Origin of the sequence: Polaromonas sp. (assembly GCF_043778355.1) — a bacterium.
Taxonomy (GTDB): Bacteria; Pseudomonadota; Gammaproteobacteria; order Burkholderiales; family Burkholderiaceae_C; genus Polaromonas.
Window position 1 is genome coordinate 23,044 of sequence record NZ_JAYWHI010000068.1, and the last position, 25,615, is coordinate 48,658.

General features: G+C 63.7%; 26 protein-coding genes. 13 read left to right on the top strand and 13 right to left on the bottom strand.

Annotated features, from left to right (window positions below; all coding sequences use genetic code 11):
- Positions 1 to 107 precede the first annotated feature (107 nt).
- Positions 108 to 1,676 (top strand): glucan biosynthesis protein G, encoded by a 1,569-nt coding sequence (locus ACH2CW_RS10695; protein WP_395057900.1) that lies wholly within the window; start codon positions 108 to 110, stop codon positions 1,674 to 1,676.
- Positions 1,652 to 3,649: a glucans biosynthesis glucosyltransferase MdoH gene (mdoH, locus tag ACH2CW_RS10700; protein WP_395057902.1), complete on the top strand. Its 1,998-nt coding sequence runs from the start codon at positions 1,652 to 1,654 to the stop codon at positions 3,647 to 3,649. The genes ACH2CW_RS10695 and mdoH overlap by 25 nt, the downstream gene beginning before the upstream one ends.
- A gap of 643 nt (positions 3,650 to 4,292) precedes the next feature.
- Here mdoH and ACH2CW_RS10705 read toward each other — a convergent pair.
- Genes ACH2CW_RS10705 through ACH2CW_RS10725 form a run of 5 tightly spaced genes read right to left on the bottom strand, consistent with a single transcriptional unit; the run spans position 4,293 to position 8,536 of the window.
- The gene (locus ACH2CW_RS10705; RefSeq protein WP_395057904.1) at positions 4,293 to 4,571 is read right to left on the bottom strand and encodes a YfhL family 4Fe-4S dicluster ferredoxin; all 279 of its coding nucleotides are present in this window, start codon (positions 4,569 to 4,571) and stop codon (positions 4,293 to 4,295) included.
- Between the two features lie 2 nt (positions 4,572 to 4,573).
- Positions 4,574 to 5,068 (bottom strand): pantetheine-phosphate adenylyltransferase, encoded by a 495-nt coding sequence (gene coaD, locus ACH2CW_RS10710; protein WP_395057906.1) that lies wholly within the window; start codon positions 5,066 to 5,068, stop codon positions 4,574 to 4,576.
- A 54-nt stretch (positions 5,069 to 5,122) separates the two neighbouring features.
- Positions 5,123 to 5,776 (bottom strand): 16S rRNA (guanine(966)-N(2))-methyltransferase RsmD, encoded by a 654-nt coding sequence (gene rsmD, locus ACH2CW_RS10715; RefSeq protein ID WP_395057908.1) that lies wholly within the window; start codon positions 5,774 to 5,776, stop codon positions 5,123 to 5,125.
- On the bottom strand, positions 5,773 to 7,128 hold the full coding sequence (locus ACH2CW_RS10720) for a M16 family metallopeptidase (RefSeq protein ID WP_395057910.1): 1,356 nt from the start codon (positions 7,126 to 7,128) through the stop codon (positions 5,773 to 5,775). The genes rsmD and ACH2CW_RS10720 overlap by 4 nt, the downstream gene beginning before the upstream one ends.
- A gap of 43 nt (positions 7,129 to 7,171) precedes the next feature.
- The gene (locus ACH2CW_RS10725) at positions 7,172 to 8,536 is read right to left on the bottom strand and encodes a M16 family metallopeptidase (RefSeq protein ID WP_395057912.1); all 1,365 of its coding nucleotides are present in this window, start codon (positions 8,534 to 8,536) and stop codon (positions 7,172 to 7,174) included.
- A gap of 130 nt (positions 8,537 to 8,666) precedes the next feature.
- Between ACH2CW_RS10725 and ftsY the strand changes: the two genes are divergently transcribed.
- Complete coding sequence (gene ftsY / locus ACH2CW_RS10730; RefSeq protein WP_395057914.1) at positions 8,667 to 9,809, top strand: signal recognition particle-docking protein FtsY; 1,143 nt, start codon at positions 8,667 to 8,669, stop codon at positions 9,807 to 9,809.
- Between the two features lie 12 nt (positions 9,810 to 9,821).
- Here the strand turns inward: ftsY and ACH2CW_RS10735 are convergent, their stop codons facing one another.
- A complete protein-coding gene (locus tag ACH2CW_RS10735; RefSeq protein ID WP_395057916.1) occupies positions 9,822 to 10,862 on the bottom strand; it encodes a YeiH family protein in 1,041 nt (346 codons plus the stop codon).
- Positions 10,859 to 11,647 (bottom strand): GntR family transcriptional regulator, encoded by a 789-nt coding sequence (locus ACH2CW_RS10740; RefSeq protein WP_395057918.1) that lies wholly within the window; start codon positions 11,645 to 11,647, stop codon positions 10,859 to 10,861. Before ACH2CW_RS10740 ends, ACH2CW_RS10735 begins: the two co-directional genes overlap by 4 nt.
- 118 nt (positions 11,648 to 11,765) lie before the next feature.
- Here ACH2CW_RS10740 and ACH2CW_RS10745 point away from each other — a divergent pair, with 118 nt between their 5' ends.
- From ACH2CW_RS10745 to rpoH, 9 genes are all read left to right on the top strand, one after another.
- Positions 11,766 to 12,047, top strand: a complete 282-nt coding sequence (locus ACH2CW_RS10745) for a UxaA family hydrolase (protein WP_395057920.1) — start codon at positions 11,766 to 11,768, stop codon at positions 12,045 to 12,047.
- A gap of 151 nt (positions 12,048 to 12,198) precedes the next feature.
- A complete protein-coding gene (locus tag ACH2CW_RS10750) occupies positions 12,199 to 13,374 on the top strand; it encodes a UxaA family hydrolase (protein ID WP_188705644.1) in 1,176 nt (391 codons plus the stop codon).
- 11 nt (positions 13,375 to 13,385) lie between these two features.
- Positions 13,386 to 14,396 (top strand): Ldh family oxidoreductase, encoded by a 1,011-nt coding sequence (locus tag ACH2CW_RS10755; RefSeq protein ID WP_395057922.1) that lies wholly within the window; start codon positions 13,386 to 13,388, stop codon positions 14,394 to 14,396.
- A 100-nt stretch (positions 14,397 to 14,496) separates the two neighbouring features.
- Positions 14,497 to 14,955: a DUF962 domain-containing protein gene (locus ACH2CW_RS10760; protein WP_395057924.1), complete on the top strand. Its 459-nt coding sequence runs from the start codon at positions 14,497 to 14,499 to the stop codon at positions 14,953 to 14,955.
- 59 nt (positions 14,956 to 15,014) lie between these two features.
- Entirely contained in the window at positions 15,015 to 15,311 is a 297-nt protein-coding gene (locus ACH2CW_RS10765) for a hypothetical protein (RefSeq protein ID WP_395057926.1), read from the top strand.
- Between the two features lie 132 nt (positions 15,312 to 15,443).
- Positions 15,444 to 16,142: a GntR family transcriptional regulator gene (locus tag ACH2CW_RS10770; protein ID WP_395057928.1), complete on the top strand. Its 699-nt coding sequence runs from the start codon at positions 15,444 to 15,446 to the stop codon at positions 16,140 to 16,142.
- Positions 16,143 to 16,180: 38 nt separating this feature from the next.
- A complete protein-coding gene (locus ACH2CW_RS10775; protein WP_395057930.1) occupies positions 16,181 to 17,152 on the top strand; it encodes a Bug family tripartite tricarboxylate transporter substrate binding protein in 972 nt (323 codons plus the stop codon).
- Positions 17,153 to 17,252: 100 nt separating this feature from the next.
- On the top strand, positions 17,253 to 18,632 hold the full coding sequence (locus ACH2CW_RS10780) for an MmgE/PrpD family protein (protein ID WP_395057932.1): 1,380 nt from the start codon (positions 17,253 to 17,255) through the stop codon (positions 18,630 to 18,632).
- Positions 18,633 to 18,879: 247 nt separating this feature from the next.
- Positions 18,880 to 19,824 (top strand): RNA polymerase sigma factor RpoH, encoded by a 945-nt coding sequence (rpoH, locus tag ACH2CW_RS10785; RefSeq protein WP_395057934.1) that lies wholly within the window; start codon positions 18,880 to 18,882, stop codon positions 19,822 to 19,824.
- 96 nt (positions 19,825 to 19,920) lie between these two features.
- Here rpoH and ACH2CW_RS10790 read toward each other — a convergent pair whose 3' ends face one another.
- From ACH2CW_RS10790 to ACH2CW_RS10810, 5 genes are all read right to left on the bottom strand, one after another.
- Positions 19,921 to 20,559 carry an SCO family protein gene (locus tag ACH2CW_RS10790; RefSeq protein WP_395057936.1) on the bottom strand — a complete coding sequence of 213 codons (639 nt, stop codon included), beginning with the start codon at positions 20,557 to 20,559 and terminating at the stop codon, positions 19,921 to 19,923.
- A complete protein-coding gene (cyoE, locus tag ACH2CW_RS10795) occupies positions 20,556 to 21,473 on the bottom strand; it encodes a heme o synthase (RefSeq protein WP_395057938.1) in 918 nt (305 codons plus the stop codon). Before cyoE ends, ACH2CW_RS10790 begins: the two co-directional genes overlap by 4 nt.
- The gene (locus tag ACH2CW_RS10800) at positions 21,470 to 22,720 is read right to left on the bottom strand and encodes a heme A synthase (protein WP_395057940.1); all 1,251 of its coding nucleotides are present in this window, start codon (positions 22,718 to 22,720) and stop codon (positions 21,470 to 21,472) included. The genes cyoE and ACH2CW_RS10800 overlap by 4 nt, the downstream gene beginning before the upstream one ends.
- 133 nt (positions 22,721 to 22,853) lie before the next feature.
- A complete protein-coding gene (locus ACH2CW_RS10805) occupies positions 22,854 to 23,558 on the bottom strand; it encodes a hypothetical protein (RefSeq protein ID WP_395057942.1) in 705 nt (234 codons plus the stop codon).
- On the bottom strand, positions 23,555 to 24,313 hold the full coding sequence (locus tag ACH2CW_RS10810) for an SURF1 family protein (RefSeq protein ID WP_395057944.1): 759 nt from the start codon (positions 24,311 to 24,313) through the stop codon (positions 23,555 to 23,557). The genes ACH2CW_RS10805 and ACH2CW_RS10810 overlap by 4 nt, the downstream gene beginning before the upstream one ends.
- 18 nt (positions 24,314 to 24,331) lie before the next feature.
- Here ACH2CW_RS10810 and ACH2CW_RS10815 point away from each other — a divergent pair, with 18 nt between their 5' ends.
- Positions 24,332 to 24,553 carry a twin transmembrane helix small protein gene (locus tag ACH2CW_RS10815; RefSeq protein ID WP_395057946.1) on the top strand — a complete coding sequence of 74 codons (222 nt, stop codon included), beginning with the start codon at positions 24,332 to 24,334 and terminating at the stop codon, positions 24,551 to 24,553.
- Positions 24,554 to 24,708: 155 nt separating this feature from the next.
- On the opposite strand, the gene ACH2CW_RS10820 is transcribed toward ACH2CW_RS10815, so the two are convergent.
- Complete coding sequence (locus ACH2CW_RS10820) at positions 24,709 to 25,590, bottom strand: cytochrome c oxidase subunit 3 (RefSeq protein ID WP_395057948.1); 882 nt, start codon at positions 25,588 to 25,590, stop codon at positions 24,709 to 24,711.
- Positions 25,591 to 25,615 lie beyond the last annotated feature (25 nt).

Below are 25,615 nucleotides of genomic sequence, written 5' to 3' on the forward strand. Positions count from 1 at the left end.
CCCCTAGTTTTCCGGGCTTGGTGCCCGGGGCTTTAGCCGAATCGCTTCCAAGCCTTTGATTTAATTGAGTTTTTCATGCCTGGCACAGGGTTTGCCCTTGTCAGTGCATGGTTCTGCTTTCTCCCTTGATTTCAAGCCGCGCAGCTATGGCGCGGGCGGCCCGCCTGGCCCTGCTGCTGGGCGGCCTGCTGCTGACCGGTCTGGCCCAGGCCTGGAGCCTGGACGATGTCGCCAAACTGGCCCAGCAACGTGCCCAAACCCCTTACCAGCCGGTGCGCCAGGCCATCCCCGCCGAACTCGAACATCTGGATTACGACGGCCTGCGCGACATCCGTTTCAGGGACGACAAGGCCTTGTGGCGCGCCGACGGCTTGCCGTACGAAGCCAAGTTTTTCCACGTCGGCCGCCAGAACGATTCGGTCCGCATCCACGAGTTGTCTGCCACCGGCAACAAGGCGCTGTCCTACAAACCCGGTGATTTCAGTTTCGGCAAGAACCGCTTCCAGCCCGCGCGCTGGGGCGATCTCGGCCACGCCGGCTTCCGCATCCACACGCCGCTGAACTCACCTGCCTACAAAGACGAGTTGGTGGTTTTTCTCGGCGCGAGTTACTTCCGAGCCCTCGGTACCGGCCAGCGTTATGGCCTGTCGGCACGCGGACTCGCGGTGGACACCGCTGGCGCCGGCGGCCGCCCCGAGGAATTTCCGCGGTTTACCGATTTCTGGCTCGAAAAACCTGCGCCGGGTGCCAAGCAGATCACCCTCTACGCGCTGCTTGACTCCGCACGCATGACCGGCGCCTATCGCTTCGATATCCGTCCCGGCGAACAGACCGTGACGGAGGTCCATGCGCGTGTCTTCATGCGCGCCGGCGCCGGCCCGCGCGTCGCCACGCTGGGCCTGGCGCCGCTGACCAGCATGTTTTTCTTTGGCGAGAACCAGCCGCGCGCCGGCGACTTCCGCCCGGAGGTCCACGATTCCGACGGCCTGATGATCGCCAGCAGCGACGGCGAGTGGTTGTGGCGCCCCTTGCAAAACCCGAAGGCCCCCGTCGCGACGTCCTTTGCCATGAAAGGCCTCAAGGGCTTCGGCCTGATGCAGCGTGACCGCCTGTTCACCAGTTATGAAGACACCGAGGCGCGTTACGAAGCGCGCCCCAGTGCCTGGGTCACGCCGATCGGTGACTGGGGTCCGGGCCGGGTCGAGCTGCTGCAGTTGCCCACACCCGACGAAACCCACGACAACGTGGCGGCTTACTGGGTGCCGGACCGCCTGCCGCAAGCCGGCGAGTCGCTCAATTTTGCCTACCAGCTGGCCTGGCAGGGCGACAAGCAGCAGCGCCCGCCCAACGGCTGGGTGACCCAGTCGCGCCTCGGCATCGGCTTCAACAAGCTCGACGCGCCAACACTTGCGCAAGCCATTTCCTACGTCATCGACTTTGCCGGCCCGGCGCTCGATGCCCTCAAGGACGACGCGCCAGTGCGCGCCGTCGTCTCCAGCGACAGCAACGGCCGCGTGGTTGAAAGCCATGCCTACCGCAACCCGGTCAACGGCCAATGGCGCATGACCCTGCGCGTGCAACGCATCAACCCGGCCAAACCGGTTGAGTTGCGCGCCTTTCTCCAACACAACAACCACACAGTGAGCGAAACATGGACCACCCTCGTTACCCCCTAGAGCCTGGCGCACCACTGCCGGCGGTTTCAACACGCAGCCGCTTGCGCGAGGAGCGACATCCCAACTCCGTCACCACGCCGCCGATCAATCGCGGGTCCATGGCCCCGCGCCCCTGGCGCGGTTTCTGGAACAGCCTGGGCACGGCCCTGCTACTGCGTCTGACCGGCAGCGCCCGCCCGGCCCCTGCAATCGGCGCGATGGCGCCCTGGCAACACGCGGCCCAACGCCGGCGCGCCGTGCTGGTGGCGCTGACCGTGCTGAGTACCGCCTCTGCCACAGCGCTGTTTGCTGACATGCAGCCCGACTACGACAGCGCCTGGCTGGAATACGGGCAGATCGCCCTGTTCGGCCTGCTGTCGGCCTGGGTGGTGACTGGTTTCATGACCGCGCTGATGGGCTTTTACGTGACCCTGCGCGGAGACAAATTCGCGCTGACGGCGCGCAGCGTGGCGGGGCACACGCTGGACGCCTCGGCTCGCACGGCCATCATCATGCCGATCTGCAATGAGGATGTACGCACCGTGTTCGCCGGCCTGCGCGCCACCTGTGAATCGGTGACAGCCACCGGCCACACCGCCGCCTTCGACGTGTTTGTGCTGTCCGACAGCAACAACCCGGCAACCCAGCAGGCCGAACGCACGGCCTGGGAAGAGCTGCGCATGCAATTGGCGGCACAAGCTGGCCAGCCGCTGATCGAGGTGTATTACCGCCTGCGCCAGCGCCGCACCCATCGCAAGGCCGGCAATGTCGCCGACTTCTGCCGCCGCTGGGGCAAGGACTACCGTTACATGATCGTGCTTGACGCCGACAGCGTCATGAGCGGCGACTGCCTGGTCAACATGGTCAAGCTGATGGAAGCCAACCCAAGCGCCGGCATCATCCAGACCGCGACACAATCCATCGGTCACGTCACCCTGCATGCGCGCGCGCAGCAGTTCGCCTCGCGCATGACAGGCCGCCTGTTCACGCTGGGCATGCAGTTCTGGCAGCTCGGCGAGTCGCACTACTGGGGCCACAACGCCATCCTGCGTATGGCACCTTTTATGCAACATTGCGCGCTGGCGCCCATCGCGGGCAAAGGTGGCATGTCCGGCGGCATCCTGTCACACGACTTTGTTGAAGCCGCCTTGATGCGCCGCGCCGGTTACCACGTCTGGCTGGCCTCCGACCTGGTCGGCAGCTACGAGCAGCAGCCGCCTGACCTGCTGGCCGAACTGCAGCGCGACCGCCGCTGGTGCCAGGGCAACCTGCAGAACTCGCGGCTGATCGCCGAACCCGGCATACACCCGGTGCACCGCGCCATGTTCGGCACCGGCGCCATGTCCTACCTGTCGGCGCCGTTGTGGCTGTGTTTCCTGACGCTGGGTACGGCGCTGTGGCTGTCAGGCTCGCACATCATGACCGACTGGATGCTGGTGCCCGCCGAACTCGCCGCGCTCTGGGCCTGGACCCTGTCCATGCTGTTCCTGCCACGCGTGCTCGGCATCGCGGCTGTGCTGATCAAGGGCGAGGCCCAGGCGTTTGGCGGGCGCTTCAGCCTGCTGCGCAGTGCGGCGCTGGAAACCGTCATCGCCCTGCTGCAGGCGCCGATCCGCATGCTCGCGCATTCGCTGTTTGTTATCGCTGCCATCACCGGCCTCAAGCTCGACTGGAAGTCGCCTCCACGTGAAGCAGCCGCCGTGCCATGGCGCGACGCGCTGCTGCGTTTCGCGCCCATGAGCAGCATCATCGCGCTGCTGGCCCTGGGCATCGCCGCCATCGATGCACGCGCCCTGGTGTGGCTGCTGCCGGTCGGCTTGCCGCTGCTGCTGGCGATCCCCATGACGGTGCTGACCAGCCGCGTCGGCGTCGGCCGGGTCATGCGGGCGAAGGACTACCTGCTGATTCCGGAGGAGACCGTGTCACCGGCCGTGCTGGACCGGGCCTGGCTACATGCGGGATTGTTACCGGCGCCGCGTTTGCGGGCAGCGTGAAGTCTGTGAACAAGCATCACGCTGCGCCTGCGGTCCCAAACGGACGGTAGGTTTAACTCCCCACTCCCAACCCCCCGCCCTTCCCTCGCCCCGCTGGGCGAGGGAAGGGCGCCTCATCTGGCCGCGTGCGCTGCGCTCGCGTGCAAACATGACGGACTCTCGGGATTCCCGTGCAGGAAGCGCTTCGCGCCTCCTGCACTCCGGATCTTTGTCCCCGCATGGGTTCATCCCCCACCCGTCGGGCTGGGCCGAGGAGCGCAGGCAAAAGCGGATCAGGGCGAGCGATTGTCTGAGGCGAAGCCGAGTTCGAGCAAGACCCCGCTTTTACCGAGCACCGGAGGTTGCCCCGAAGCGCAGCGCAGGGGACCCAGACCATCGGGTCGTCTTTCTTTTCCTTAGGTTTCTTTGGCGAAGCAAAGAAAAGTAAGTCGCCCGCCAGGACGAGACCCGGCTTGCTGGTGAACCACAAAGAGTAGAGTTTGAACAGGCTTCGACACGCTCAGCCCGAACGGTGATGCATCAAGCGGTATGAGTTATTAAACATGGATCCCGGATCATGTCCGGGATGACCGCAAATCAATGATTCGCTATAAATTCAATAGCTACCCACGCCCACCGGAAATGGGCTGGCACCCGAAATTGCTTATAAAACCCGCGCCTGAACACCCGCCGCAGACTCCGCCTGCAGCCGCTGGTACTTCTGCCAGAGCGTTTCCCTGTTCTCGATGAAGTCGGGGTTCAGGGGGATGCAAGCCACCGGACAGACCTGCACACACTGCGGCTCGTCAAAGTGTCCGACACATTCGGTGCAACGCTGCGGGTCAATCTCGTAGATCTCGGGGCCCATGTAGATGGCCTGGTTCGGGCACTCCGGCTCGCACACGTCGCAGTTGATGCATTCGTCGGTGATCAGCAAGGCCATGGTCAGCCCTTTTTCTGCGCCTGCTGCAAAGCGGTAGCGACACTCAAACTGACCATCTGCGACACGTCGCCGCCCAGCTTGCTGATCTCTCGCACCAGCGTGCTGCTGATGCATTGCAGCGGCGCGTCGGGCAGCAGAAAAACGGTTTCGACCTGGGGCCGCAGCTTGCGATTCATCGCCGCCATCTGGGCCTCGTAGTCGAAGTCGGTGAGGTTGCGGATGCCGCGCACGACCGCGACAGCCTGCTGGGCAGCACAAAAATCCATGATCAGGCCGTCGAAAGGCAAGACGCGGACGCGGCCCATGCCGTGCGTCTCGGCCCGCACCTGCGCGATACGCGCGTCAAGGCTGAACCATGTTTTCTTGTGGTGGGCAGCGGCCACGCCGATGATCAGTTCATCAAACAGGCCAGCGGCACGCCGCACCACATCCGCATGACCGAGCGTGAAGGGGTCGAAGGTGCCGGAATAGACAGCAATGCGGGAGGGGGTCGCCATGGACCAATTATGCCCGGCGCCCTGCGCCGCCGCGTGTCCCTGCCGCTTGCAGGGCTACGAAGGCGCGCCGGCCCGGACCAGCAGATGGAAGTGCACCGCGCCAGCCTTGCCGCTGCGGTGTATCTTCAGGCCGTAGGTCGCCAGCGCCTCGTCGTCCCAGGCCTTGGGCGCTTCGAGGTAGACATAACCGGGCTCAGCCACCGCCTGGGCCGCCGCCTTGAGGGCGCCCTCGAACAGCGGCGAATCAAAGGGCGGATCGAGAAACACCAGTTGCTGGCTGCCCGGCGACTGCCGCCTGAGCAGCGCGATGCCGTCGCCACGTTCCACCTTGACCATGGCCGCCTGCAGCTTGAGCTGCAGCGTCTTCAGGCGCGCCACCAGAGCCGCATCCTGTTCGCACAACACCACCTCGGCCGCACCGCGCGAGGCAGCTTCAAAACCCAGCGCGCCGGTGCCGGCAAACACATCAATGCAGCGCCAGCCAGTCAGGTCCTGGCCCAGCCAGTTGAACAATGTTTCTCGCACGCGGTCGGGCGTAGGCCGCAGGCCGGGCTTGTCGGGCACTGGCAATTTGGTGCGTTTGTACTGTCCGCCAATGATGCGGATCTCGCCAGGCGGCACCGATTTGCGGGCCACGACCTTGCCGGATTTGGCGCGCGCAGCCGGCTTGCCGGCAGCCGGCGCGGCGGTTGCGGGTGTGTACTTCATGGCGCGGCTCCCACCGTGACGGTCAGCATTTTTTCTGGCTGCAATTTGCGCCCAAAAGCGGCCTTGATATCGGCCGCACTGACCTTGGCAATCTGAGCGGTCCAGGTGTCCAGGTAATCCAGCGGCAGGTCGTTCCAGGCAATGTTCGACAGGTTGCCCAGCAACTTGCGGTTGCTGTCGATCAGCAGCGGAAAGCCGCCAATCAGGTTGTCCTTGGCGGCCTGGAGCTCGGCAGTGGTCGGTCCTTCGGTCACAAACTTCGCCAGCACCTGCCGCGCCACCTCGGTCGCCTGCGCAGCCTGGTCGGGCCGGGTCTGCAAACCGATCGTGAAAGCCCCGGCGTGGCGGCCTGGAGAAAATGCGCTGTAGACGCTGTAACTCAGGCCGCGCTTTTCGCGCACCTCCTCGGTCAGGCGCGAGACGAAGCCGCCGCCGCCCAGAATGTAGTTTCCCACGGTGATGGCGAAAAAGTCCGGGTCCTTGCGCGTGAAGCCGGGCTGTCCCATCAGCACATGGGCTTGCGCAGAGTCAAAGGGAATGGTCAGCAACCGGGCCGCCTCCAGCGGCGCCACTTCAGCGACCGCAGCCGGTGGCTTGGCGACCGCGCAGTCCAGCGCCGGCAGGCGTGACAGCAGGCGGGCCACCAGTGCATCAGCCTGCGGACGCGTCACAGCACCCACAAGGCTGACGCGCGCGTTGCAGCGGGTGATATTCGCCGCGTGAAAAGCCCGCATGTCGGCCACACTGATGCGCGCCAGCGTGCCCTCGGTCAGCTCATGACCGTAGGGATGGTTGCCATACACGGTCTTGGAAAATTCCCGCGCCGCCACGCTGCCCGGCCGGGTGTAGGACTCCTTGAGCTGGGCCCCCAGCCGCTGCCGGTCGCGTTGCCAGACGTCCGCCGGGAAAGACGGCTCGGCGATTTGCCGCGCCGCGAGCAACACGGCCTGGTTCAGCAACTCAGGCTCCGTCAGGCTGCGCAGCGAAAAACTGAAACGGTCCAGACCCGCTGAAGCGCTGAAGGACGCGCCCAGATCAGCCCAGGCTTCGCCCAATGCGTTTTCATCGAGCGCGCGATCGGTGCCACGCGCTGCAACCCCCTTGGAGAGCAAGGCGGCCGTGGCACCCGCCAGGCCGGCCTGGCCCGCCGGCACGCGCCGGCTGCCCGCATCGAAGTCAAGCTGTACATCCAGCATCGCAATGGCGGGACTTTCGACCAGGTAGACCTTGGCACCACTGGCTTGCGTCCAGTGCTGCACAGGGATCGCTGCCATCACCAGATTGTGATAAAAAATGGCTGTAGCCCATAACAGACAAGCGGCTACAGCTCTACTTTTGATAGCAATTTTCACATGCAACCTTCAGATATGGGGGGTCTGGAATCGGAAAAAGGCATCAGTGCCGGGACACCGCAGCCGGCGTGCGCGGCCGTCGGTTCGGGTCCGGCGGCTGCGGCAGCAAGGTGGCCATGGTCAATTGATCGTCGCCGAAATAACGCGCGGCCACGGCTTGTACTTCTGCGCCGGTGATGGTGCGCAACTGCGCAATCAGGCGGGTGTCGGCATCCAGCGGCAGGCCGTTGATCCAGTACGACCCGAGCTGGCGCGCCTGGCTGAAGACAGCGTCGAGCTTGTAGGTTTCGCTGGCGATCCACTGGGTTTTGACGCGTTTCAATTCTGCCTCGCTCACGCCGTCGCGCACCACCAGCGCGACCTGCTGGCGCAGCGCATCGGCCACCTGCTGCGGCGTCTTGCCCTCTGCCGGAACACCGTCCAGCGTGAAGATTTGCGGCCCTCTGCCGATCAGCCCATTGGACGCGCCGGCACTGTCGGCCAGGCGATCGTCACCCTGGGTCAGGGCGCGCGCCAGGCGCGCACCACTGTAGCCGTCGAGTACCGCCGACAACACCGTCAGGGCCAGCGCGTCGCGGTTGAAGTTGTCGCTGCCCTCCGCGGCATCGGCCGCACGCAGGCCGGGCACCTTGAAGGACAGGCTCACATACGCCTGGCTGGCAGGGGCTTTGAAGTCGAGCCGGCGCAGGCCGGTCTGGGGCGGCTCCAAGCGCGGCTTGCGCGCGGGCACCGGGCTGGCCGCGATGCCGCCGTAATATTTTTCGGCGAGCCGGCGCACCTGCGCCTCATCCACATCGCCAGCCACCACCACCGCCGCATTGCCGGGCACATACCAGCGCCGGTAAAAGGCGCGGGCGTCATCGGGGGTCATGGCGTCCAGGTCGCTCATCCAGCCCACCACCGGCCGCCGGTAAGGCGAGGCCACAAAGGTGATGGCGTTGGCGGTTTCATACATCAGCGCGCGTGGTGAATCTTCGGTGCGCAAGCGGCGCTCTTCCTTGACCACTTCGAGCTCACGTTTGAACTCATCGTCGACCCACTGGTTGCGCGCAAAGCGGTCGGCCTCCAGGCGCATCACTTCTTCGAGTTTGTCCGAGGGAATCTGCTGGTGGTAGCCAGTGGCGTCGCGCGAAGTAAAAGCATTGTCACGGCCGCCCAGCGCTGCCACACGGCGTGAGAACTCGCCAGGCTTGAGGCTGGGGGTGCCCTTGAACATCATGTGCTCCAGCACGTGGGCGACTCCCGTGGTGCCGTCGACCTCGTCCATGGCGCCGACCCGTACCCAGAGCATGTGGGCCACGGTAGGCGCACGCCTGTCAGTCTTGACAATCACGGTCAGGCCGTTGGCGAGCCGGAACTGCGTGACGGGCGCCGCCGGTGCGGACTGCGACCGCGCCGCAGGGGCCATCAAAGGGAGAAGAAGGCACAGAACCAGCAGGAAAAAAGTGCTGCGTGCTGACGCGGAAAATCGGTTCAATAACCCCATGGAATGCTGTCCCCTGTGTTTCATAGAATAGTGTGACTCCAAAGCTCACCCAATGTTCAGTTTCTTCAAGAAAAAAAAACCTGCTGACGTCCCCGTTGCCGCTCCGGCTGCGCCCCTGCCGTCCCCCACCCCCGACATCACAGCAGTCGCCACGCCTGGCGCGCTGACTGTCCCGCCTGCCGCGCCCCTCCCGGCCGGCAGCCTCATCGGCAGTGCGCTGGTCACCCCCATCGAGATCCCTTTGCCCGGCGCTGCGCCGGCAGTGCGCGAACACTGGGTCAGCAAGCTCCGCTCGGGCCTGCACAAGACCGGTGCCAGCATTTCTGGCGTGTTCACCGGCACCCAGATCAACGAGGAACTTTATGAAGACCTCGAATCAGCGTTGCTGATGGCCGATGCCGGCACTGGTGCCACCAGCTACCTGCTGGACGAGGTCAAACGCCGCGTCAAGGACAGCGGCGTGACACATCCGGTGGCCGTCAAGAACATATTGACCGATGCCCTGACGCAGTTGCTCAAGCCGCTGGAGCAGGCGCTGGTGATCGGCGAATTCAAGCCGACCGTGATCATGGTGGCCGGTGTGAATGGCGCGGGCAAAACCACCTCCATTGGCAAACTCACGCGGCACCTGGCCAACGAAGGCGCCTCGGTGCTGCTGGCGGCGGCAGACACCTTTCGCGCGGCGGCGCGCGAACAACTGGAGGTCTGGGCCGACCGCAACCTGGTCGAGATCGTCAGCCAGGAGGGCGGCGACCCGGCCGCCGTGAGTTTTGACGCAATCAGCGCTGGCAAGGCCCGCGGCAAGGACGTGGTGCTGATCGACACGGCGGGGCGGCTGCCGACGCAACTGCACCTGATGGAGGAGCTGCGCAAGATCAAACGCGTGGTCGCCAAGGCCGATCCCACCGCGCCTCACGAAGTGTTGCTGGTCATTGACGGCAACACCGGCCAGAACGCGCTCAGTCAGGTCAAGGCCTTTGACGACATCCTGCAACTGACCGGCCTGATCGTGACCAAGCTCGACGGCACGGCCAAGGGCGGCGTGCTGGCAGCGATTGCGCTGTGGGCACGTGAACGCCAGAAAACGTCGCCGGCGCTGCGACCGGTACCGGTGTATTTCATCGGTGTTGGCGAAAAACTGGAAGACCTCGAAACCTTCAACGCACGCGAGTTTTCGCAGGCCCTGCTGGCCTGAGGCCGCAACCGGTCAGGCTGCACCGAGTTTCAACAGCAACACCCCGGCCACCACGAAGGCCACGATAAACACCGTCTCACCCACCAGCAGCGCCACCGGTTTCCAGCCGAGCCTGAGCAGATCTTCAAAGCTGGTCTTGACGCCGGCTGCAGCAATCGCCGTGACCAGCATCCAGCGCGATGCGTCGCCGGCAACCCCAGCCATATCGGGCGTGATGGTGCCCACGCTGGCCAGCATCACCAGCACGATAAAGGCCAGCAAAAAGCCGGGGATCAGCGGCACCTCGGTCTCCGGCGTCCTGACGGCCGCATGGTTGCGGTAAAGCACCGCAATCACCAGCACCACCGGCATCAGCAGCATCACACGAAACAGCTTGACCAGGGTCGCGGTATCACCAGCCTGCGGGCCCAGCATCATGCCGGCGGCCACGACCTGGGCCACGTCGTGGATGGAGCCGCCAAGCACAATCCCGGCCTGCCCCGGCGTCAAGCCGATGGCATTCAGGCTGAAGGGGTAAATCACCATGGCCACGGTGGACAGCACGGTCACGCCGACGACGGCCAGCAAGGTAAAGCGCTCGTTCTCGCGGGTCTGCGGCAACACTGAAGACACCGCCAGCGCCGCGGATGCGCCGCAGATGGCCACGGCACTGCCGGTCAACACGCCTTCGTCACGTGCGCAACCGAGCCAGCGCGCCAGCAACAGGCCAAACCCGATGGTCAGTACCACCGCCAGCACCATCAACAGCGCCGTCTGCAGGCCAAGCTCGGCGACCTGCGCAAAGGTGATGCGCGCACCCAGCAAGGCGACACCCACGCGCAGCACGGTTCGGCCACAGAAGTTGATGCCCGTGACCACGCGCGGGTCACTGTTGAGAAAATGAAAGGCCAGGCCGATCAGCAGCGCATACAGCAGTTGCGGGCCGCCATAGTGTTCCGACACAAAGGTGGCCGCCAGAGCGATCACCCCACACACCAGCACGCCCGGAAAATGCAGGCCCATTTGCACGCGCCAGCGGCGTGGCAGCTCACGCAGGCCCCAGCCCCGGTTCATGGCGATTTCGACAACATGCTGACGTAGTCGTGCGCCTGCGTGTTGATCGTTGAAACACGGTATTCCACTGGCCTGTCACCAAAGGTCAGCGCCAGCCGATGCACCTCCATCACCGGTGCACCAGCGGACACACCGAGGATGCGCGCCACCGCCCGGCCCGCCGCAACGGCGCGGGCCCGCTCCTGCGCGCGCAGTACCGTGATACCGAAATCGGTCTGGAACAAGGCGTAGATCGTGCTCGGTCGTTCGGAAAAACGTTTCTCGGTCAGATGACGAAACATCGCTGCCGAAAGTATCAAGCGGTCATGAATCACCACGCGTCCACGCAACGCCAGTTTGTTTTCTATCCTGAAGACTGCGTCGCCGGGTTTGATGCGAAGCGCCCGCGCCTCGGCCTCATCGGCCTGCTCCCGCGCAAAAGCGATGCAGTCAATATCGGGGAAAACCTGCTCGTGTGGTGTGTCGTCTTCCGGATCCCAGCGCGGCTCCACATGAAAAAACTGGAACATGAAACGCGCGCGGTTGTGCGGCGCTACAAAGGTGCCCTTGCCCTGGCGCCGCACCAGCACATGTTCATGCACCAATTCGTCGACCGCATGGCGCAGCGTGCCAATGCTGACCTGCAGGGCGAGCGCCAGCGTGGCTTCGCTGGGCAGGGGTTTTCCAGGGCCGTAATGCCCATCCTCGATGATTTTCTGCAGCTCCCGCTTGACCTGGCGGTACAGCGGGAGCGAATCGTCCGCCGGGGAGGTTGTCTGGGGAGCGGTTTTGTTTCTGGCCTGCACCGGGCTATTGGACCATTGGAGGCCGGTGACGTACAAGTCATTTATATGAGTTGATTGACAGCGTGTGCTGGCGGCCTAGACTGGCGCTTCGATTCAAACTTCGAACTCAGGAAAACCAATGATTCATTTTGTATTGCATGACGCCAAGGACACCGTGGCGGTCGTGGTCGTGGAAGGTGTGAAGTCGGGCATGGACATGACCGGCTGGATCATGGATGAAGACCGCATGATCAATGTCAAGGCGCAGCAGGACATCCCGATTGGCCACAAGGTGGCGCTCAAGGACATGCGCACCGGCGACACCGTCTGGAAGTACGGCATCGACATGGGCAAGGTCGTGGCCGACATCCAGGCCGGCCAGCACGCCCATGTGCACAACATTAAAACCAAGCGCTGGTAATTTGACGGCCCATCCAGCTACTGCGCGACCCGCATGCGTCGTTGCGAATCCTCGCCGGGTGCTACCCCGGCTGCGGTTCGCGCCTCGCCTGCAGGCCGCGCGCTACGCCGGCTGAGCCATCAAATCCGCATAGATTTTTAAAGGATTCCCCATGTCAGTCATCGATAAAAACACCACCTTCCTGGGCTACCGCCGCGAAAACGGTCGGGTCGGTGTGCGCAACCACGTGATCATTCTTCCGCTGGACGACTTGTCCAACGCCGCCGCCGAAGCCGTGGCCCACAACATCAAGGGCGCGATGGCGATCCCGCACCCCTACGGCCGCCTGCAGTTTGGCGCCGACCTGGAGCTGCACTTCCGCACTTTGATAGGCGCGGGTTGCAACCCCAACGTGGCAGCGGTTGTGGTCATTGGCATTGAGGACAGCTGGACCAAAAAAGTCGTGGACGGCATCGCCACCACCGGCAAGCCGGTGGTCGGTTTCGGCATCGAAGGCCATGGCGACCACGAGACCATCATGCGCGCCTCCAAAGCCGCCCGTGAGTATGTGCAGTGGGCCAGCGAGAAGCAGCGCGAGGTTTGCCCGATCTCCGAACTGTGGGTATCGACCAAGTGCGGCGAGTCCGACACCACCTCCGGCTGCGGCGCCAACCCGACCGTCGGGAATGCCTTTGACAAGCTGCACCCGCTGGGCAACTACCTGTGTTTCGGCGAAACCTCGGAGATCACCGGCGGTGAAAAAATTGTGGCCGAGCGCTGCGCCACCGACGAAATCCGTGATCAGTTCATGTTCATGTTCAACCGCTACCAGGCGATGATTGACCGGCACAAAACCAGCGACCTGTCGGACTCGCAGCCGACCAAGGGCAACATCGCCGGCGGCCTGACCACCATCGAGGAAAAAGCGCTCGGCAACATTCAGAAGATCGGCAAGAAGTGCACCGTGGACGGTGTCATCGACAAGGCCGAGATGCCGACCCATCCGGGCCTGTGGTTCATGGACTCGTCGAGCGCCGCCGCCGAAATGGTCACGCTGTGCGCCGCCTCCGGCTACGCCGTGCATTTCTTCCCCACCGGCCAGGGCAATGTGATCGGCAACGCGATTGTTCCGGTCATCAAGATCTGCTCCAACCCGCGCACGGTGCGCCTGATGAGTGAACACATCGACGTGGACACCTCCGGCCTGCTGCAACGCGAGATCACGCTGGACCAGGCCGGTGACAAGCTGCTGGAAAGCATGCTGCGCACCGCCAACGGCCGCTTCACGGCCGCCGAAGCACTCGGCCACCGCGAATTTGTGCTGACGCGCCTGTTCGAAAGCGCCTGAGCATCTGGGTCATGGCTCATCTGTCGATCGAAGCGGCAACCCGCCTCGCCACGCTTGCCTTGCGCAAGGCCGGCGCAGGCGAAGCCATGGCCACCAGCACCGCGCGGGCGCTGGTGCGCGCCGAAGCGCAGGGCCTGGCCTCGCACGGGCTGAGCCGCGTTCCCCAATACGCCACGCACCTGCGCAATGGCCGGGCCGACGGCACTGTCCAGGCGGTGATCGCGCGCCACAAGGGCGCGGCGCTGCTGGTCGATGCGAAGCGCGGCCTGGCCTTTCCGGCCTGTGACCTCGCGATCTCGACCGCCATCACCACCGCGCAATCACTGGGCGTGTGTTTTGCCGGCGTCACCAACAGCCACCATTGCGGCGTGCTGGTGGACCATTTGCGCGCGGTGGCGGACGCCGGCATGGTGGGCCTGGGTTTTGCCAACTCGCCGGCGGCCATGCCGGCGGCTGGCGGCAAACACCCGATTTTCGGCACCAACCCGGTAGCGGCAGTGTTTCCCCGCCGCCATGCCGCCCCCTTGATGATTGATCTGTCCCTCAGCGAGGTCGCGCGCGGCAAGGTCATGCTGGCAGCCAAAGAGGGGCGTCCGATTCCGTTGGGCTGGGCACTGGACAGCCAGGGCCAGCCCACCACCGATGCCGAGGCCGCGCTGGCCGGATCCATGCTGCCGCTGGGCGCTGTCAGCAGCCCCAAGGGCGCCATGCTGGCACTGATTGTCGAACTGCTGGTGACGGCCGTTGTCGGTGCGCAGTTCGGCTTTGAAGCCTCCTCGTTTTTTGTCGATGAAGGCAACGCCCCGCGCATCGGGCAGGCCTTTGTGGTGATTGATCCCGGTGCACTGGCTGGCCGCGATGTGTATCACGAACGCATGGAAACCCTGGTCAGCGAGATGCTGGTCGACGATGGCGTGCGTCTGGCCGGCGCCCGCAGAGTAAGCCTGGAGCAACAGGCGATGTTGTCGGGACTGACGATTGCCGATGCCCTGAAAAACCAGCTCGACCTGCTGGCGGCATGATCCTCGCGCAGCGCAGGCTCCGCCCGGAGCTTGCATGGGCGGTGGTTCCCCTGATAGCGGTAACCTGACCGGATGCCTTAGAGTGACCCCGGAGGTCACCATGAACACCACTGCTTCCCACTGTCCTGCAGCTACACGCCGCGTTGACCAGTTGCTGGCGCATTACGAAGCGAGCCACCGCAACCCGACCAACGAAATCATCCACTTCATCGCCATCCCGCTCATCATGCTGAGTCTGGTCGGCATGATGTTCGCGTTACACCCCTGGGTGGCCTATGCCTTCATTGCGGCGAGCATGGTCTATTACGCGCGCCTGTCGCTGGTGTTTCTCGTCACCATGCTGGTGTGGTCGGCGCTCAGCGTTGCTGTGCTGTTCGCCATGGGATCCATGGTGCTGGAGCTGTCGGTGGCGATTTTTGTCGGCGCCTGGATACCGCAGTTCATCGGCCACAAGCTGGAAGGCAAAAAACCCTCGTTTTTTGAAGACATCCAGTACCTGTGGGTTGGGCCGCTGTTTGTGTTGAGCAAACTTTTCACCAAGCTGGGTTTGCGCTGGTAGCTTGAAGTGCAACCATTGGTCCGCATCTGGGTCAGACTGCTTTTAACGGGAATCCACTCTTGCCATCTTTCGTCAGCAGCTTTCTGCGTTTCATCCTGCGCCTGGTCCTCTGGGTGTTGGCGGCGGTTTTTGCCATCAGCCTGCTGACCGCAGCGCTGGTTGTGATGAGCCTGGGCCTGCTCAAGGCGCTGATCACCGGCAAGAAACCCCAGCCCATGGTCTTCGGTCGCTTCCAGAAGTTTTCCCCCGATGCCTTCTGGCCGCGTGCCGGTGCACCGGGCACCACCCCGGCGCGCGCAACCGACGTTGTCGACGTGGAAGTTCGCGAAATACGCGACGACAAACGCCTGCCTTGAGCGCACTGGTCGGCATGAGCGCCGGCCACATTTCTGATCTTCATTCCGCGTTATGCCTTACCTTGATACCGTCTGGCCTCGTCTGCAACCACTTTCGTATACGATATAAGACATCCCAAAACCGACTCAAGCATGCTGCCCTGGCTCACCGAATCCTCCGCCGACCGCTTCAACGAAGTCCGTGACACCCCGCTGGCCAAACTGGTCAAGGGCGACATGTTGTCGCTGATCCTCAAGGGTGTGCTGGTGCCCGGCCAACGCATCAACGAGCCGGATGTGGCTGCCCGCCTCGGCGTTTCCCGCGTGCCGGTGCGCGAGGCGCTGCGCGAGCTGGAAAGCTCCGGCCTGGTGGTCGCGCGCAAACATGCGGGCGTGTTTGTGCGCCAACTGGACGCGCCCGAAATCCGCGACCTCTACCAGATGCGCAGCCTGCTCGACGGTTTTGCCGGGCGCCAGGCCGCGCAATTGCCGGCTGCGGCCAGAGCGGCCCTGCTGGCTGTTCTGGAAGACGCCGCTCTGGCCATGCAAGACGCTGTGAGTCGCCATGAAGTCCAGCGGTATTACGGTGAGAACCTGCGTTTTCACTGGGCGCTGGTCGAAGCCACCGGCAACCAGACCCTGGCCGACAGTTATCGCGACATCGTGCAGAAGCTGCACTTGTCGCGCCTGAAAAACCTGTCACACGACTACGGCATGCAGGCCTCGATCGCAGAGCACCTGGCGATCGTCCAGGCCGTCCGTGACGGTGATCCGCAGCGTTGCGAGGCCCTGATGGCGCGCCATGTGAGCGACGCCTTCAAGCGCCTGATCGATGCGGCACCAGCGCCCTGATTTTTTACCCGCTTTACAAAACCATCCGGAGACACACCATGAAAAGACGCACCCTTCTTCAGGCCGCGCCCGCGCTGATCGGCCTGCCCGGTTTTGCCCTTGCACAGGCGGCCTATCCGTCCAAAGCCATACGCTACATCGTGCCGGTATCGGCCGGTGGCGGCAGCGACATGGTCGGCCGCACCGTGACCGAACGCTGGGGCAATCTGCTCAAACAGAATTTTGTGGTGGACAACCAGGGCGGCGGCGGCGGCGTGATCGCCTGCCAGGCGACGGCCCGCGCCGCGCCCGACGGCTACACCCTGCTGCAGGGTTATGTGGCGACCCACGGCACCAGCCCTGCCACCCGCAAGCTGCCTTACGACGCCATCAAGGACTTCACGCCGATCGGCATGATAGGCGGCACGCCCAATGTGCTGGTGGTCAATGCCTCGCTGCCGGTGACCAACATCCGGGAATTCATCGACTATGTCAAAAAGAACCCCGGCAAAGTGAGCTACGGCTCGGCCGGACAGGGCTCGCTGACCCACCTGACCATGGAGTTGTTCAAGCAGCAGATCAACTCTTTCATGGTGCACATTCCCTACCGCGGCATTGCGCCAGCCTTCACCGATCTGATAGGCGGCCAGACCCAGGCCATGTTCCCCGGCCTGGCTGCCGCCGTGCCGCACATCCGCTCTGGCCGGGTGCGGCCGCTGGCCGTCACGGGGCTGCAGCGGCATCCGCAGTTCAAGGACCTGCCGACGCTGGACGAGTCCGGCTTCAAGGGTTTTGATGCCCAGCAGTGGTACGGCGTGGTGGGCCCGGCAGGCATGCCGGCCCCCATCGTGAAACAGCTCAACGACACCCTGGCCACCGTGCTGCGCGCACCCGACCTGCGCGAAAAGCTCTCGGTCGAGGCGATCGAGCCGCAGGTGATGACGCCGGAGCAGTTCGGCAACTTCATCAAAGCTGACATTGCGCGATGGACACAGTTGGCGCGTGCCCGCGGGATCCAGCTCGACAGCTGACATTTACAAGCCAAATCAGCCTCCAGCCCATAACTGACGTGGGCAGACAGATCCTTTTTTTATAGCGTATTCAACCCCTGGCAATCAGCCGAAAGAACCCATGGCCCGCAATACCCAGGTCGCCGCCGACCACAACGCCCCGCCCGTCACCCAGATCCTGGCCCAACATGTGGCCACCCACCCCGGCTTCCTGGCAGGCGGCTGGAGCGCTGCGGTTGACCACGAGGCGTACCGCACCTTCATGAACTGGCTGGGCTGCGCGGTCGGTGCCGCGCAGCACGAAGCAGCCGACGCGGCGCTGGCGGCCGTCAACATGCTGCAGCCCGCTGCGCAAGCCAGCGTGCTGGGCCGCAGCGAGAAGGTTGACATGGCCAGTGCCGCCCTGATCAATGGCATCACCTCGCACACCTTCGACTTCGACGACACCCACCTGAAAACCATCATCCACCCCGCTGGGCCGGTGGCCTCGGCGGTGCTGGCGCTGGCCGAACACACGGGTGCCTCGGGCCGGGAACTGATCGACGCGCTGGTGCTGGGCATCGACGTGTCCTGCCGCGTCGGCAACGCCATGTATCCGGAACATTACGACCGCGGCTGGCACATCACCGGCTCGACCGGTACGCTGGGTGCCGCCGCCGCCTGCGCGCGCCTGCTCAAGCTCGACGTGCAGAAAACCGCGATGGCGCTGGGCATTGCCGCCTCGCAGCCGGTCGGGATGCGTGAGCAGTTCGGCACCATGACAAAACCCTTCCACCCCGGCGGCGCGGCACGCGCGGGCCTGATGTCGGCGCTGCTGGCCAGCCAGGGCTACACCGCCAGCCCCAAAGCGCTGGAAGCGCCGCGCGGCATGATGCAAACCGTCTCGACCAAAAATGACTGGAACGAAATCACTGGCGAGCTCGGTCAGCGTTTCGAAATTTCGTTCAACAGCTACAAACCTTTTGCCTGCGGCATCGTGATTCACCCGAGCATCGACGCCTGCGCCCAGTTGCGCGCGCAGGGCGTGACACCGGACCAGATTGCCAGCATCGAGCTCAAGGTGCATTCGCTGGTGCTGGAACTCACCGGCAAGAAGGAGCCGCAGGACGGCCTGCAGGCCAAATTCAGCGTTTACCACGGCTGCGCCGCCGGTCTCACCTTTGGCCGCGCCGCCGAGGACGAGTTTTCCGACGAGATCGTCAACCGGCCCGACATGGTGGCATTGCGCCGCAAGGTGGTGGCCACAGTGGACGATTCCATCGACGAGGCCAGCGCCGACGTGACTGCCGTGCTGAGCGATGGCCGACGCGTCCATGTGTTTGTTGAACATGCGATTGGCTCGCTGCAGAACCCAATGACCGACGCCATGCTGGAAGCCAAGTTCAGCGGCATGTCGGACGCGGTGATCGGTGCAGCCAAAACGGCGCAGTTGATCCGGGCCTGCTGGGCAGTCGGCACAGCCACCGATGTGCGGACCTTGACCGCGCTGGCGCGTCCCTGAGAAGGCGTCCCACCGTCCCACCCGCCCAAGCAGGGCCGATGGGCGATGCGCGCGACTTTGCGCGCTCCAAGTCTGGCTGCTCTCCTACAGCAGCCGACTGAACCAAAGCGCACGATCAGGTACCAATAAGGGAGATGACCTAGGGTTTACGCGTATAGCCTGACCCTATGCACGTCATTGAACCTATTGCTTAGCACTCTCTCCAACAGAGTGCTAATATTTGACTTCAGAAAAGGAGTTTTGCCTCATGTCCTATGCGCTTTCCCCCAAAGTGACACCCGCCAGCACGGCCTTGGCGAGCGCCAATCCGTGGTCGCTGCTGCCGCCGCTGGGCAATCTGGACGCTTATATTTCTGCGGTCAACCGCTTGCCGATGCTCACCCTGGAGCAGGAGCAGGAGTTCGCACGCAGCCTCAAGGACAACAACGATCTTGACGCTGCCGGTAAGTTGGTGCTCTCTCACTTGCGTCTGGTCGTGGCCACCTCCCGCAAATACCTCGGTTACGGCCTGCCGCACGCCGACCTGATCCAGGAAGGCAACATCGGCCTGATGAAGGCGGTCAAACGCTTCGATCCGGACCAGGGCGTGCGCCTGGTGAGTTATGCGCTGCACTGGATCAAGGCCGAGATGCACGAGTACATCCTGAAAAACTGGCGCATGGTCAAGGTGGCGACCACCAAGGCCCAGCGCAAGCTGTTTTTCAACCTGCGCTCGATGAAGCAGGGGTTCAAGGACGACGCCGATGTGGCGACGCACCGCGACACGCTGACGGAAGACCAGATCAGCTCGATGGCGAAAACGCTGAACGTCAAGCGTGAGGAAGTCATCGAAATGGAGCAGCGCATGTCGGGCCACGATGTGTTGCTGGACCCAAGTCCGAGCGACGACGGTGAGGAGGCCTTTGGCCCGATTGCCTACCTCTCGGACGCGACGCAGGAACCGACCATGTTGATGGAATCGCGCCAGCGCGACTACCTTGCCAGTGACGGCATCTCGACGGCACTGGATGGGCTGGACGAGCGCTCACGCCGCATCGTCGAAGAACGCTGGCTCAAGGTCAACGACGACGGCTCGGGCGGCATGACGCTGCACGACCTGGCTGCTGAATACAAGGTCAGCGCGGAGCGTATCCGCCAGATCGAGGTGGCGGCGATGAAAAAGATGAAGAAGGTCCTGGCCGCGTACGCGTGATGGCCTGACACTTTTGACTGGTGCGGTCCCCACTGGCCGTACCCGAAGCCTGCATACGACCATCGTGTGCAGGCTTTTTTTTGGTCAGAAAAAGTCCTAATTGCCTTTGAGCAGCAGCTTGACGTCAGCCGCCAGCCCCGGTGCGCCACTGCCGTAGCGGCTGTACAGGCGTACCCGGCCCTGGGGGTCGAACACATAACTGCCGGCCGAATGGTCCAGCGAGTAGCTGCCCGGCGTCTTGCCGTCGACTTTTTTATAGTAAATCTTGAAGTCTTTGGCGACCTGCGGCAGCTTGTCGAGTGCGGGACGCAGCGCCAGAAAGCTGGGGTCGAAGTTGGCCATGTAGGCCTTGAGCACCTCGGGCGTGTCGCGCTCGGGGTCCAGCGAAACAAACAGGCCCTGCAGGCGATTGCCGTCGGTACCGAGCGTCTTTTTGATCTCGGCCAGCTCGGCCATGGAGGCCGGGCAAACATCCGGGCACTGGGTGAATCCGAAAAATACCACCACCACCTTGCCGGCAAAGTCCTTGATGCTGCGCATCTGACCATTGTGGTCGGCCAGCGCAAAGTCCTTCGCGTAGTCGGCGCCGGTGATGTCGATGCTGGTGAATTGCGGTTTTGCCTCTGTACACCCGGACATCAAGCCAAAAAGGCCTCCAGCCCCTGTCCACAAAGCGCCGCCAGCTATCAACTTGATAGCATTTCGTTTGCCGGAAAAAGTCGGGGAGAAGCTCATACGAGGTAATGGTCCAGCAGCAGCGCCGCGAATAAAACTGACAGGTGGATCAGCGAAAAACGGAAGGTCTTGCGCGCCAGCGCGTCGGAATAATTGCGCCACAGCTTCCACGCATACCCGCTGAAACCGACGCTCAGAAGAATGGCCACCACCAGGTACAACCAGCCGCTCATCTTGAAGACAAAAGGCATCAGGCAGGCGGCAAACAACACCAGCGTATAGAGGAAAACCTGCAGCCGCGTGAACGCGTTGCCGTGGGTCACCGGCAGCATCGGCAGACCGGACTTGCGGTAGTCTTCCACGCGGTACAGCGCCAGCGCCCAGAAATGGGGTGGCGTCCACAGGAAGATGATCAAAAACAGGATCAGCGCCTCAGGCGCCACGTTGCCGGTCATCGCGGCCCAGCCGAGGACCGGCGGCATGGCGCCGGAGGCGCCGCCGATCACGATGTTTTGCGGCGTCAGCGGTTTCAGGATCACGGTGTAGACCACGGCATAACCAACAAAGGTCGCAAAGGTCAGCCACATGGTCAGCGGGTTTACCCAGACGTACAGGATGACCGAACCGGCCGCGCACAGCAGCGTGGAGAACGCGAGCGTCAGCGGGTTGCTGATCTGCCCCTGCGCTGTGGCGCGCCAGGCCGTGCGTTTCATTTTCGAGTCGATCTGCTGCTCGACCAGGCAGTTGAAGGCCGCCGCCGCACCGGCCACCAGCCAGATGCCGGCACAGGCGACCAGGGCCAGCTGGATCTCGGCCCAGCCCGGCACGCCGGGCACGGCCAGCACCATGCCGATCAACGCGCAGAACACGATGAGTTGCACCACGCGCGGTTTGGTCAGCGCATAAAACTGCGCAAACTTCGACGGCACAAAAGCAGGAACCGCTACGGCAGCGGAGGAATCTGAAGGGGTCATAAGGAGGAAGCCCCTGATTTTGCAGTACTTGAGGTGTCCGGGCCGCGCCGGCTCGAAAAAAGGGCCCCCGTCAGCACCACCACCAGCGCCGCGGCGCCGCCGGTGTGCGACACCGCAGCGATCAGCGGCCAGCCCAGCACGACGTTGCTCAGTCCGGTGGCGAACTGCCAGAGCGCCAGACCGCCCACCCAGTTGCCATACAGGCGCATCGCGGGAATCCGCCGCAACTGCCAGGCCAGCGCCAGCAAGGCGGCAAACACCCCATAAGCGGCGAGCCGGTGCACATAGTGGATGGCGGTCAGCGCCTGGAAGCTGATGTTGTTTCCGTCCAGCCCGGCGCCCAGCGCGCGCCAGAAGGTGAAGCCTTCGCGGAAATTCATGGCGGGCCAGAAGCTGCCCTGGCACGAAGGGAAGTCCGTGCAAGCCAAGACCGCATAGTTGGTGCTGACCCAGCCGCCCAGCGCAATTTGCAGCCACAGCAGCACAAAGGTCGCGGCCAGCAGCAGCCCGACGCCTCGTGGCAAGAGCACCGGCCGCCTGGCCCCATGGGCCTGCGCATAACGCACCGCCTGCGCCTGCAGCAGCGCCAGCAGGATCAGCCCGCCCAGCAGGTGCAGGGTCACGATCAGCGGGAACAGTTTCATGGTCACCGTCAGGGCGCCAAAAGCGCCCTGGATGCAAACCCAGACCAGTGTCGCCATGGGCCACCAGAAAGAAATAACGCCCCCACGGTCGTCCACTGCGTGTGCTCCCTGCCCCCCGAGGGGGCCGCTGCGCCTGCGGACCGGCGAAGCCGGATCCGCGGCCCCGGCTGAACGGGAGCGGCTATGCGCGCGACTTGCCAGCCAGGTGACCACAGCGAGTGTCAGTATCAGCACACCGACCCCCGTCGCCAGGTAGCGGTGAATCATTTCTATCCAGGCCTTGGATTGCGTGACCGGCCCGCTGGGGAGGGCCGCCTGCGCCTCACTGATGGGCTGGGCAGCACCGACCGGACTGGCATGGCCGTAACAACCGGGCCAATCGGGGCAACCGAGGCCCGAATCAGTCAGCCGCGTGAAAGCGCCGAACAGCACCAGGTCAAAGGTCAAAAACAGCGTCAGCAGCGTCAGCACACGCAGGCGCCGCGCCACCGGCTGATTCTTGTTGCGCAACCAGACCCAGGCCAGAGGGCCCAGCGCCAGCACCAGGCCCATACCCATCAGGCGCAGTGCCGGGCTCAGGTTGTAAAGATCGGGGGCGTCCATCTTTAAACAGCGCGAAACACACGCGGCGTTGAACTCTTAGCCAAGCAGGGGCCGCGGGTCTGGCTCTGCCAGCCCGCAGGCGCAGCGGCCCCCTCTGGGGGCAGCGCATTACACGAAGTGAAAAGCGTGGGGGTCATGGCCTGCCAGCTTTGTCCCACGAGTTCGATGCACGCAGCAGGCGTTCCAGATCGCGCTTGGCCTGCGCGGCGCCAGCCGCGTCCATGTTGGCCGGGAAACGCATCATCCAGTTGCCGATCGGGTCCACCACATACAGATGATCGGAGAGCTTCTGGCCGGCAGCGGGTTGCAGCCATTGGTCCAGGCCGGTCACGCGCAGCACCGTGGCACCTTGCAGCGCGGTAGTGAGCGCATCGGGGATCGCCGCGGCATCACTGACCAGCCAGACGCGGTCCAGCCGGTCTTTCTCGCGGCCCAGCGACTCGCGCAACTGGCGCTGGAAATACAGGTGCTGCTGGCAAGCCGCATCGCAGGCGCCGCCGGCCACGCTGAGCAGCAGCCACTGGCCCTTGAGTTCGGGCAATTCGATGCGTTTGCCGTCGGTCGCCAAGGCCCCCAGCGCCGGCAGCGGCCGTTGCGGATCGATCAACTCACCGTAGTTGCGCCGGCCCTCCGGGCGGATCACGTAGTAGGTGAAGTAGGAGGCGATCACCGGCGCGGCGCAGACCAGCAACACAGCCAACATCTTCCAGCGGCCGGCGCGTGTGTCAGGCCGCGCGGTGGCGGCGGCCGCATCGGCCTGCGGCAGGCTGTGCACGGTCAGGTCCAGCGGCTGGTCACGGCCGACGCTTGCGGAGGAAGGAGGCTGTGAAGGTGTCACGGTAAATCGCTATCTGGAACAGAAGAAGGAACGGAAGACCTGCGGCGCGGAAGAACCAGCTGGAACCAGACATACAGGCCAACCAGCAACGCGCACAACGCAAACCACTGGAAGGCATACCCGTGGTGCTTGTCCACCCCGGTGTTGGGCGCCGCCCAGTTGCGCAGCAGGCCCTCGCTGGCTGCCCCGGTCTGCAACAGCGAAACCGGCAACAAGAGAACTCCGGTTTCGGCGCTGAAGGCCGGCAAATCAAGATTTTGCCGGATGCGGCCCGACGCAGCGCCTGCAAACTCATAAAGCTTGGACGGCGGCGGGGCCATGCGGCCAGAAACACGGACCTGACCTTCAGGCGTGCCGACGTCCGGCAAACGTGTGCGGTCGGTGAAGTCGCGCGGCACCCAGCCACGCTGCACCAGTACCGCCTGCTGGCTGTCGGCCAGCAGCAGCGGCGTCACCACCCAGAAGCCGGACTTGCCGTCCATGGGCCGGTTGTCCAGGTACACCGTGTGCGCAGCCAGCCATGTCCCCTGCAGCACCGCCTCGCGGTGCATCACATCTGCTATGTTTTCAGTAGCTAGCAGCGCCCGTACATCAAGGGCTGGAAGTCTTTTCTGTGCATCAATGGCGGCCTGCAGCGCTTCTTTCTGCGCGGCACGGCGCACCTGCCACTGGCCCAGCGAGAAGGTCAGGGTGACCATCAGTACGGTGGCCACCGTCAGCACCACAAAACGCGGCTGGAGCAAGCGGGGACTCATACGCGGATAATCCGGTTCATGAACTACCTTGTTGCACTTGCATTTTTGGCCATCCTCGCGAGCCTGGCTTCCGCCCTGTTTTTCATGCTGAAGGACGGCACTGGCGGCAAGGCGAAAACCAGCAACATGGCGCGCGCACTGGCGTTTCGTGTCGGCTTTTCCGTCCTGCTGTTTGTCTGCATCCTGATCGCCTGGAAGATGGGTTATATCCAGCCTACCGGGATTCCGGCGGGCAAGTAAAAAAGAAAAGGCCGCCTCAGCGACCTTGTATCTACCACGGCGTAGCGAGAGCTAGTCAGCCGAGGCGCGGGTGGCCGGAAACCGGAGTGGACTTCAGGTCCATGAGGATTTCCGGACGGGCTCCGCAACGACGGATCACGAGCTCGCAGTAGCCGCTACATCCAGTAGACGAGGATGTAGAGACCCAGCCACACCACGTCCACAAAGTGCCAGTACCAGGCCGCGCCTTCGAAGCCGAAGTGGCGATCTGCGGTGAAGTGGCCGCTTTGCAGACGCAAGGTGATGAACAGCAGCATCAGCATGCCGACAAACACGTGAAAACCGTGGAAGCCGGTCAGCATGAAGAAGGTCGAGCCGTAGACACCGGACGTCAGCTTCAGGTTGAGAGCGCTGTAGGCATGGAAATACTCATAACCCTGCACACACAGGAAGATGATGCCCAGCAGCACCGTGGCCCACATCCAGGCGATGGTCTTGCCACGGTGGTTTTCACGCAGCGCGTGGTGGGCAATCGTCAGCGTCACGCCGGATGTCAGCAGCAAGGCGGTGTTGATGGTCGGCAGCCAGAACGGACCCATGGTCGAGAACGGCTCGACGATGTCGGCGGGCGAACCGGTCACGCCGACAACGGCGCTGGGCCAGACGGCCTTGAAGTCAGGCCAGAGCAGCGCGTTTTCCAGGCCGCCCAGCGCCGGCAGCGAGTGCGAACGCGCCCACCACAGGGCGGTGAAGAAAGCGCCGAAAAACATCACTTCCGAGAAGATGAACCAGCTCATGCTCCAGCGGTAGGACAGCTCGATCTTGTGCCCGTACAGACCGCCTTCACTTTCGCGCGCTGCGGCGCGAAACCAGAAAAACAGCACGGTGAGCCACCAGACCATACCGAAGGCCAGCGACCAGGCGCCCCAGCCGGAGCCGTTGATCCACTGGCCCGCGCCCAGAATGACGAAAAACAGGCCGACAGATGTCATCACCGGGTAGGCCGAGGGCGCCGGGACAAAATAATGCGGGGTGCCTGTATGTGCTGCTGAAGACATTTCCAACTCCTGTTTCGCTAAATTC

Coding starts and splice junctions, on each gene's coding strand:
- ACH2CW_RS10705 (WP_395057904.1), bottom strand. CDS start 4,571: ATGGCCTTGCTGATCACCGACGAATGCATCAACTGCGACGTGTGCGAG.
- ACH2CW_RS10820 (WP_395057948.1), bottom strand. CDS start 25,590: ATGTCTTCAGCAGCACATACAGGCACCCCGCATTATTTTGTCCCGGCG.
- ACH2CW_RS10695 (WP_395057900.1), top strand. CDS start 108: ATGGTTCTGCTTTCTCCCTTGATTTCAAGCCGCGCAGCTATGGCGCGG.
- ACH2CW_RS10735 (WP_395057916.1), bottom strand. CDS start 10,862: ATGAACCGGGGCTGGGGCCTGCGTGAGCTGCCACGCCGCTGGCGCGTG.
- ACH2CW_RS10790 (WP_395057936.1), bottom strand. CDS start 20,559: ATGAGCTTCTCCCCGACTTTTTCCGGCAAACGAAATGCTATCAAGTTG.
- ACH2CW_RS10745 (WP_395057920.1), top strand. CDS start 11,766: ATGATTCATTTTGTATTGCATGACGCCAAGGACACCGTGGCGGTCGTG.
- ACH2CW_RS10815 (WP_395057946.1), top strand. CDS start 24,332: ATGAACTACCTTGTTGCACTTGCATTTTTGGCCATCCTCGCGAGCCTG.
- ACH2CW_RS10760 (WP_395057924.1), top strand. CDS start 14,497: ATGAACACCACTGCTTCCCACTGTCCTGCAGCTACACGCCGCGTTGAC.
- rsmD (WP_395057908.1), bottom strand. CDS start 5,776: ATGAAGTACACACCCGCAACCGCCGCGCCGGCTGCCGGCAAGCCGGCT.
- cyoE (WP_395057938.1), bottom strand. CDS start 21,473: ATGACCCCTTCAGATTCCTCCGCTGCCGTAGCGGTTCCTGCTTTTGTG.
- ACH2CW_RS10800 (WP_395057940.1), bottom strand. CDS start 22,720: ATGGACGCCCCCGATCTTTACAACCTGAGCCCGGCACTGCGCCTGATG.
- ACH2CW_RS10810 (WP_395057944.1), bottom strand. CDS start 24,313: ATGAGTCCCCGCTTGCTCCAGCCGCGTTTTGTGGTGCTGACGGTGGCC.
- ACH2CW_RS10780 (WP_395057932.1), top strand. CDS start 17,253: ATGGCCCGCAATACCCAGGTCGCCGCCGACCACAACGCCCCGCCCGTC.
- mdoH (WP_395057902.1), top strand. CDS start 1,652: ATGGACCACCCTCGTTACCCCCTAGAGCCTGGCGCACCACTGCCGGCG.
- ACH2CW_RS10755 (WP_395057922.1), top strand. CDS start 13,386: ATGGCTCATCTGTCGATCGAAGCGGCAACCCGCCTCGCCACGCTTGCC.
- ACH2CW_RS10775 (WP_395057930.1), top strand. CDS start 16,181: ATGAAAAGACGCACCCTTCTTCAGGCCGCGCCCGCGCTGATCGGCCTG.
- ACH2CW_RS10770 (WP_395057928.1), top strand. CDS start 15,444: ATGCTGCCCTGGCTCACCGAATCCTCCGCCGACCGCTTCAACGAAGTC.
- ftsY (WP_395057914.1), top strand. CDS start 8,667: ATGTTCAGTTTCTTCAAGAAAAAAAAACCTGCTGACGTCCCCGTTGCC.
- ACH2CW_RS10750 (WP_188705644.1), top strand. CDS start 12,199: ATGTCAGTCATCGATAAAAACACCACCTTCCTGGGCTACCGCCGCGAA.
- rpoH (WP_395057934.1), top strand. CDS start 18,880: ATGTCCTATGCGCTTTCCCCCAAAGTGACACCCGCCAGCACGGCCTTG.
- ACH2CW_RS10725 (WP_395057912.1), bottom strand. CDS start 8,536: ATGGCCCCTGCGGCGCGGTCGCAGTCCGCACCGGCGGCGCCCGTCACG.
- coaD (WP_395057906.1), bottom strand. CDS start 5,068: ATGGCGACCCCCTCCCGCATTGCTGTCTATTCCGGCACCTTCGACCCC.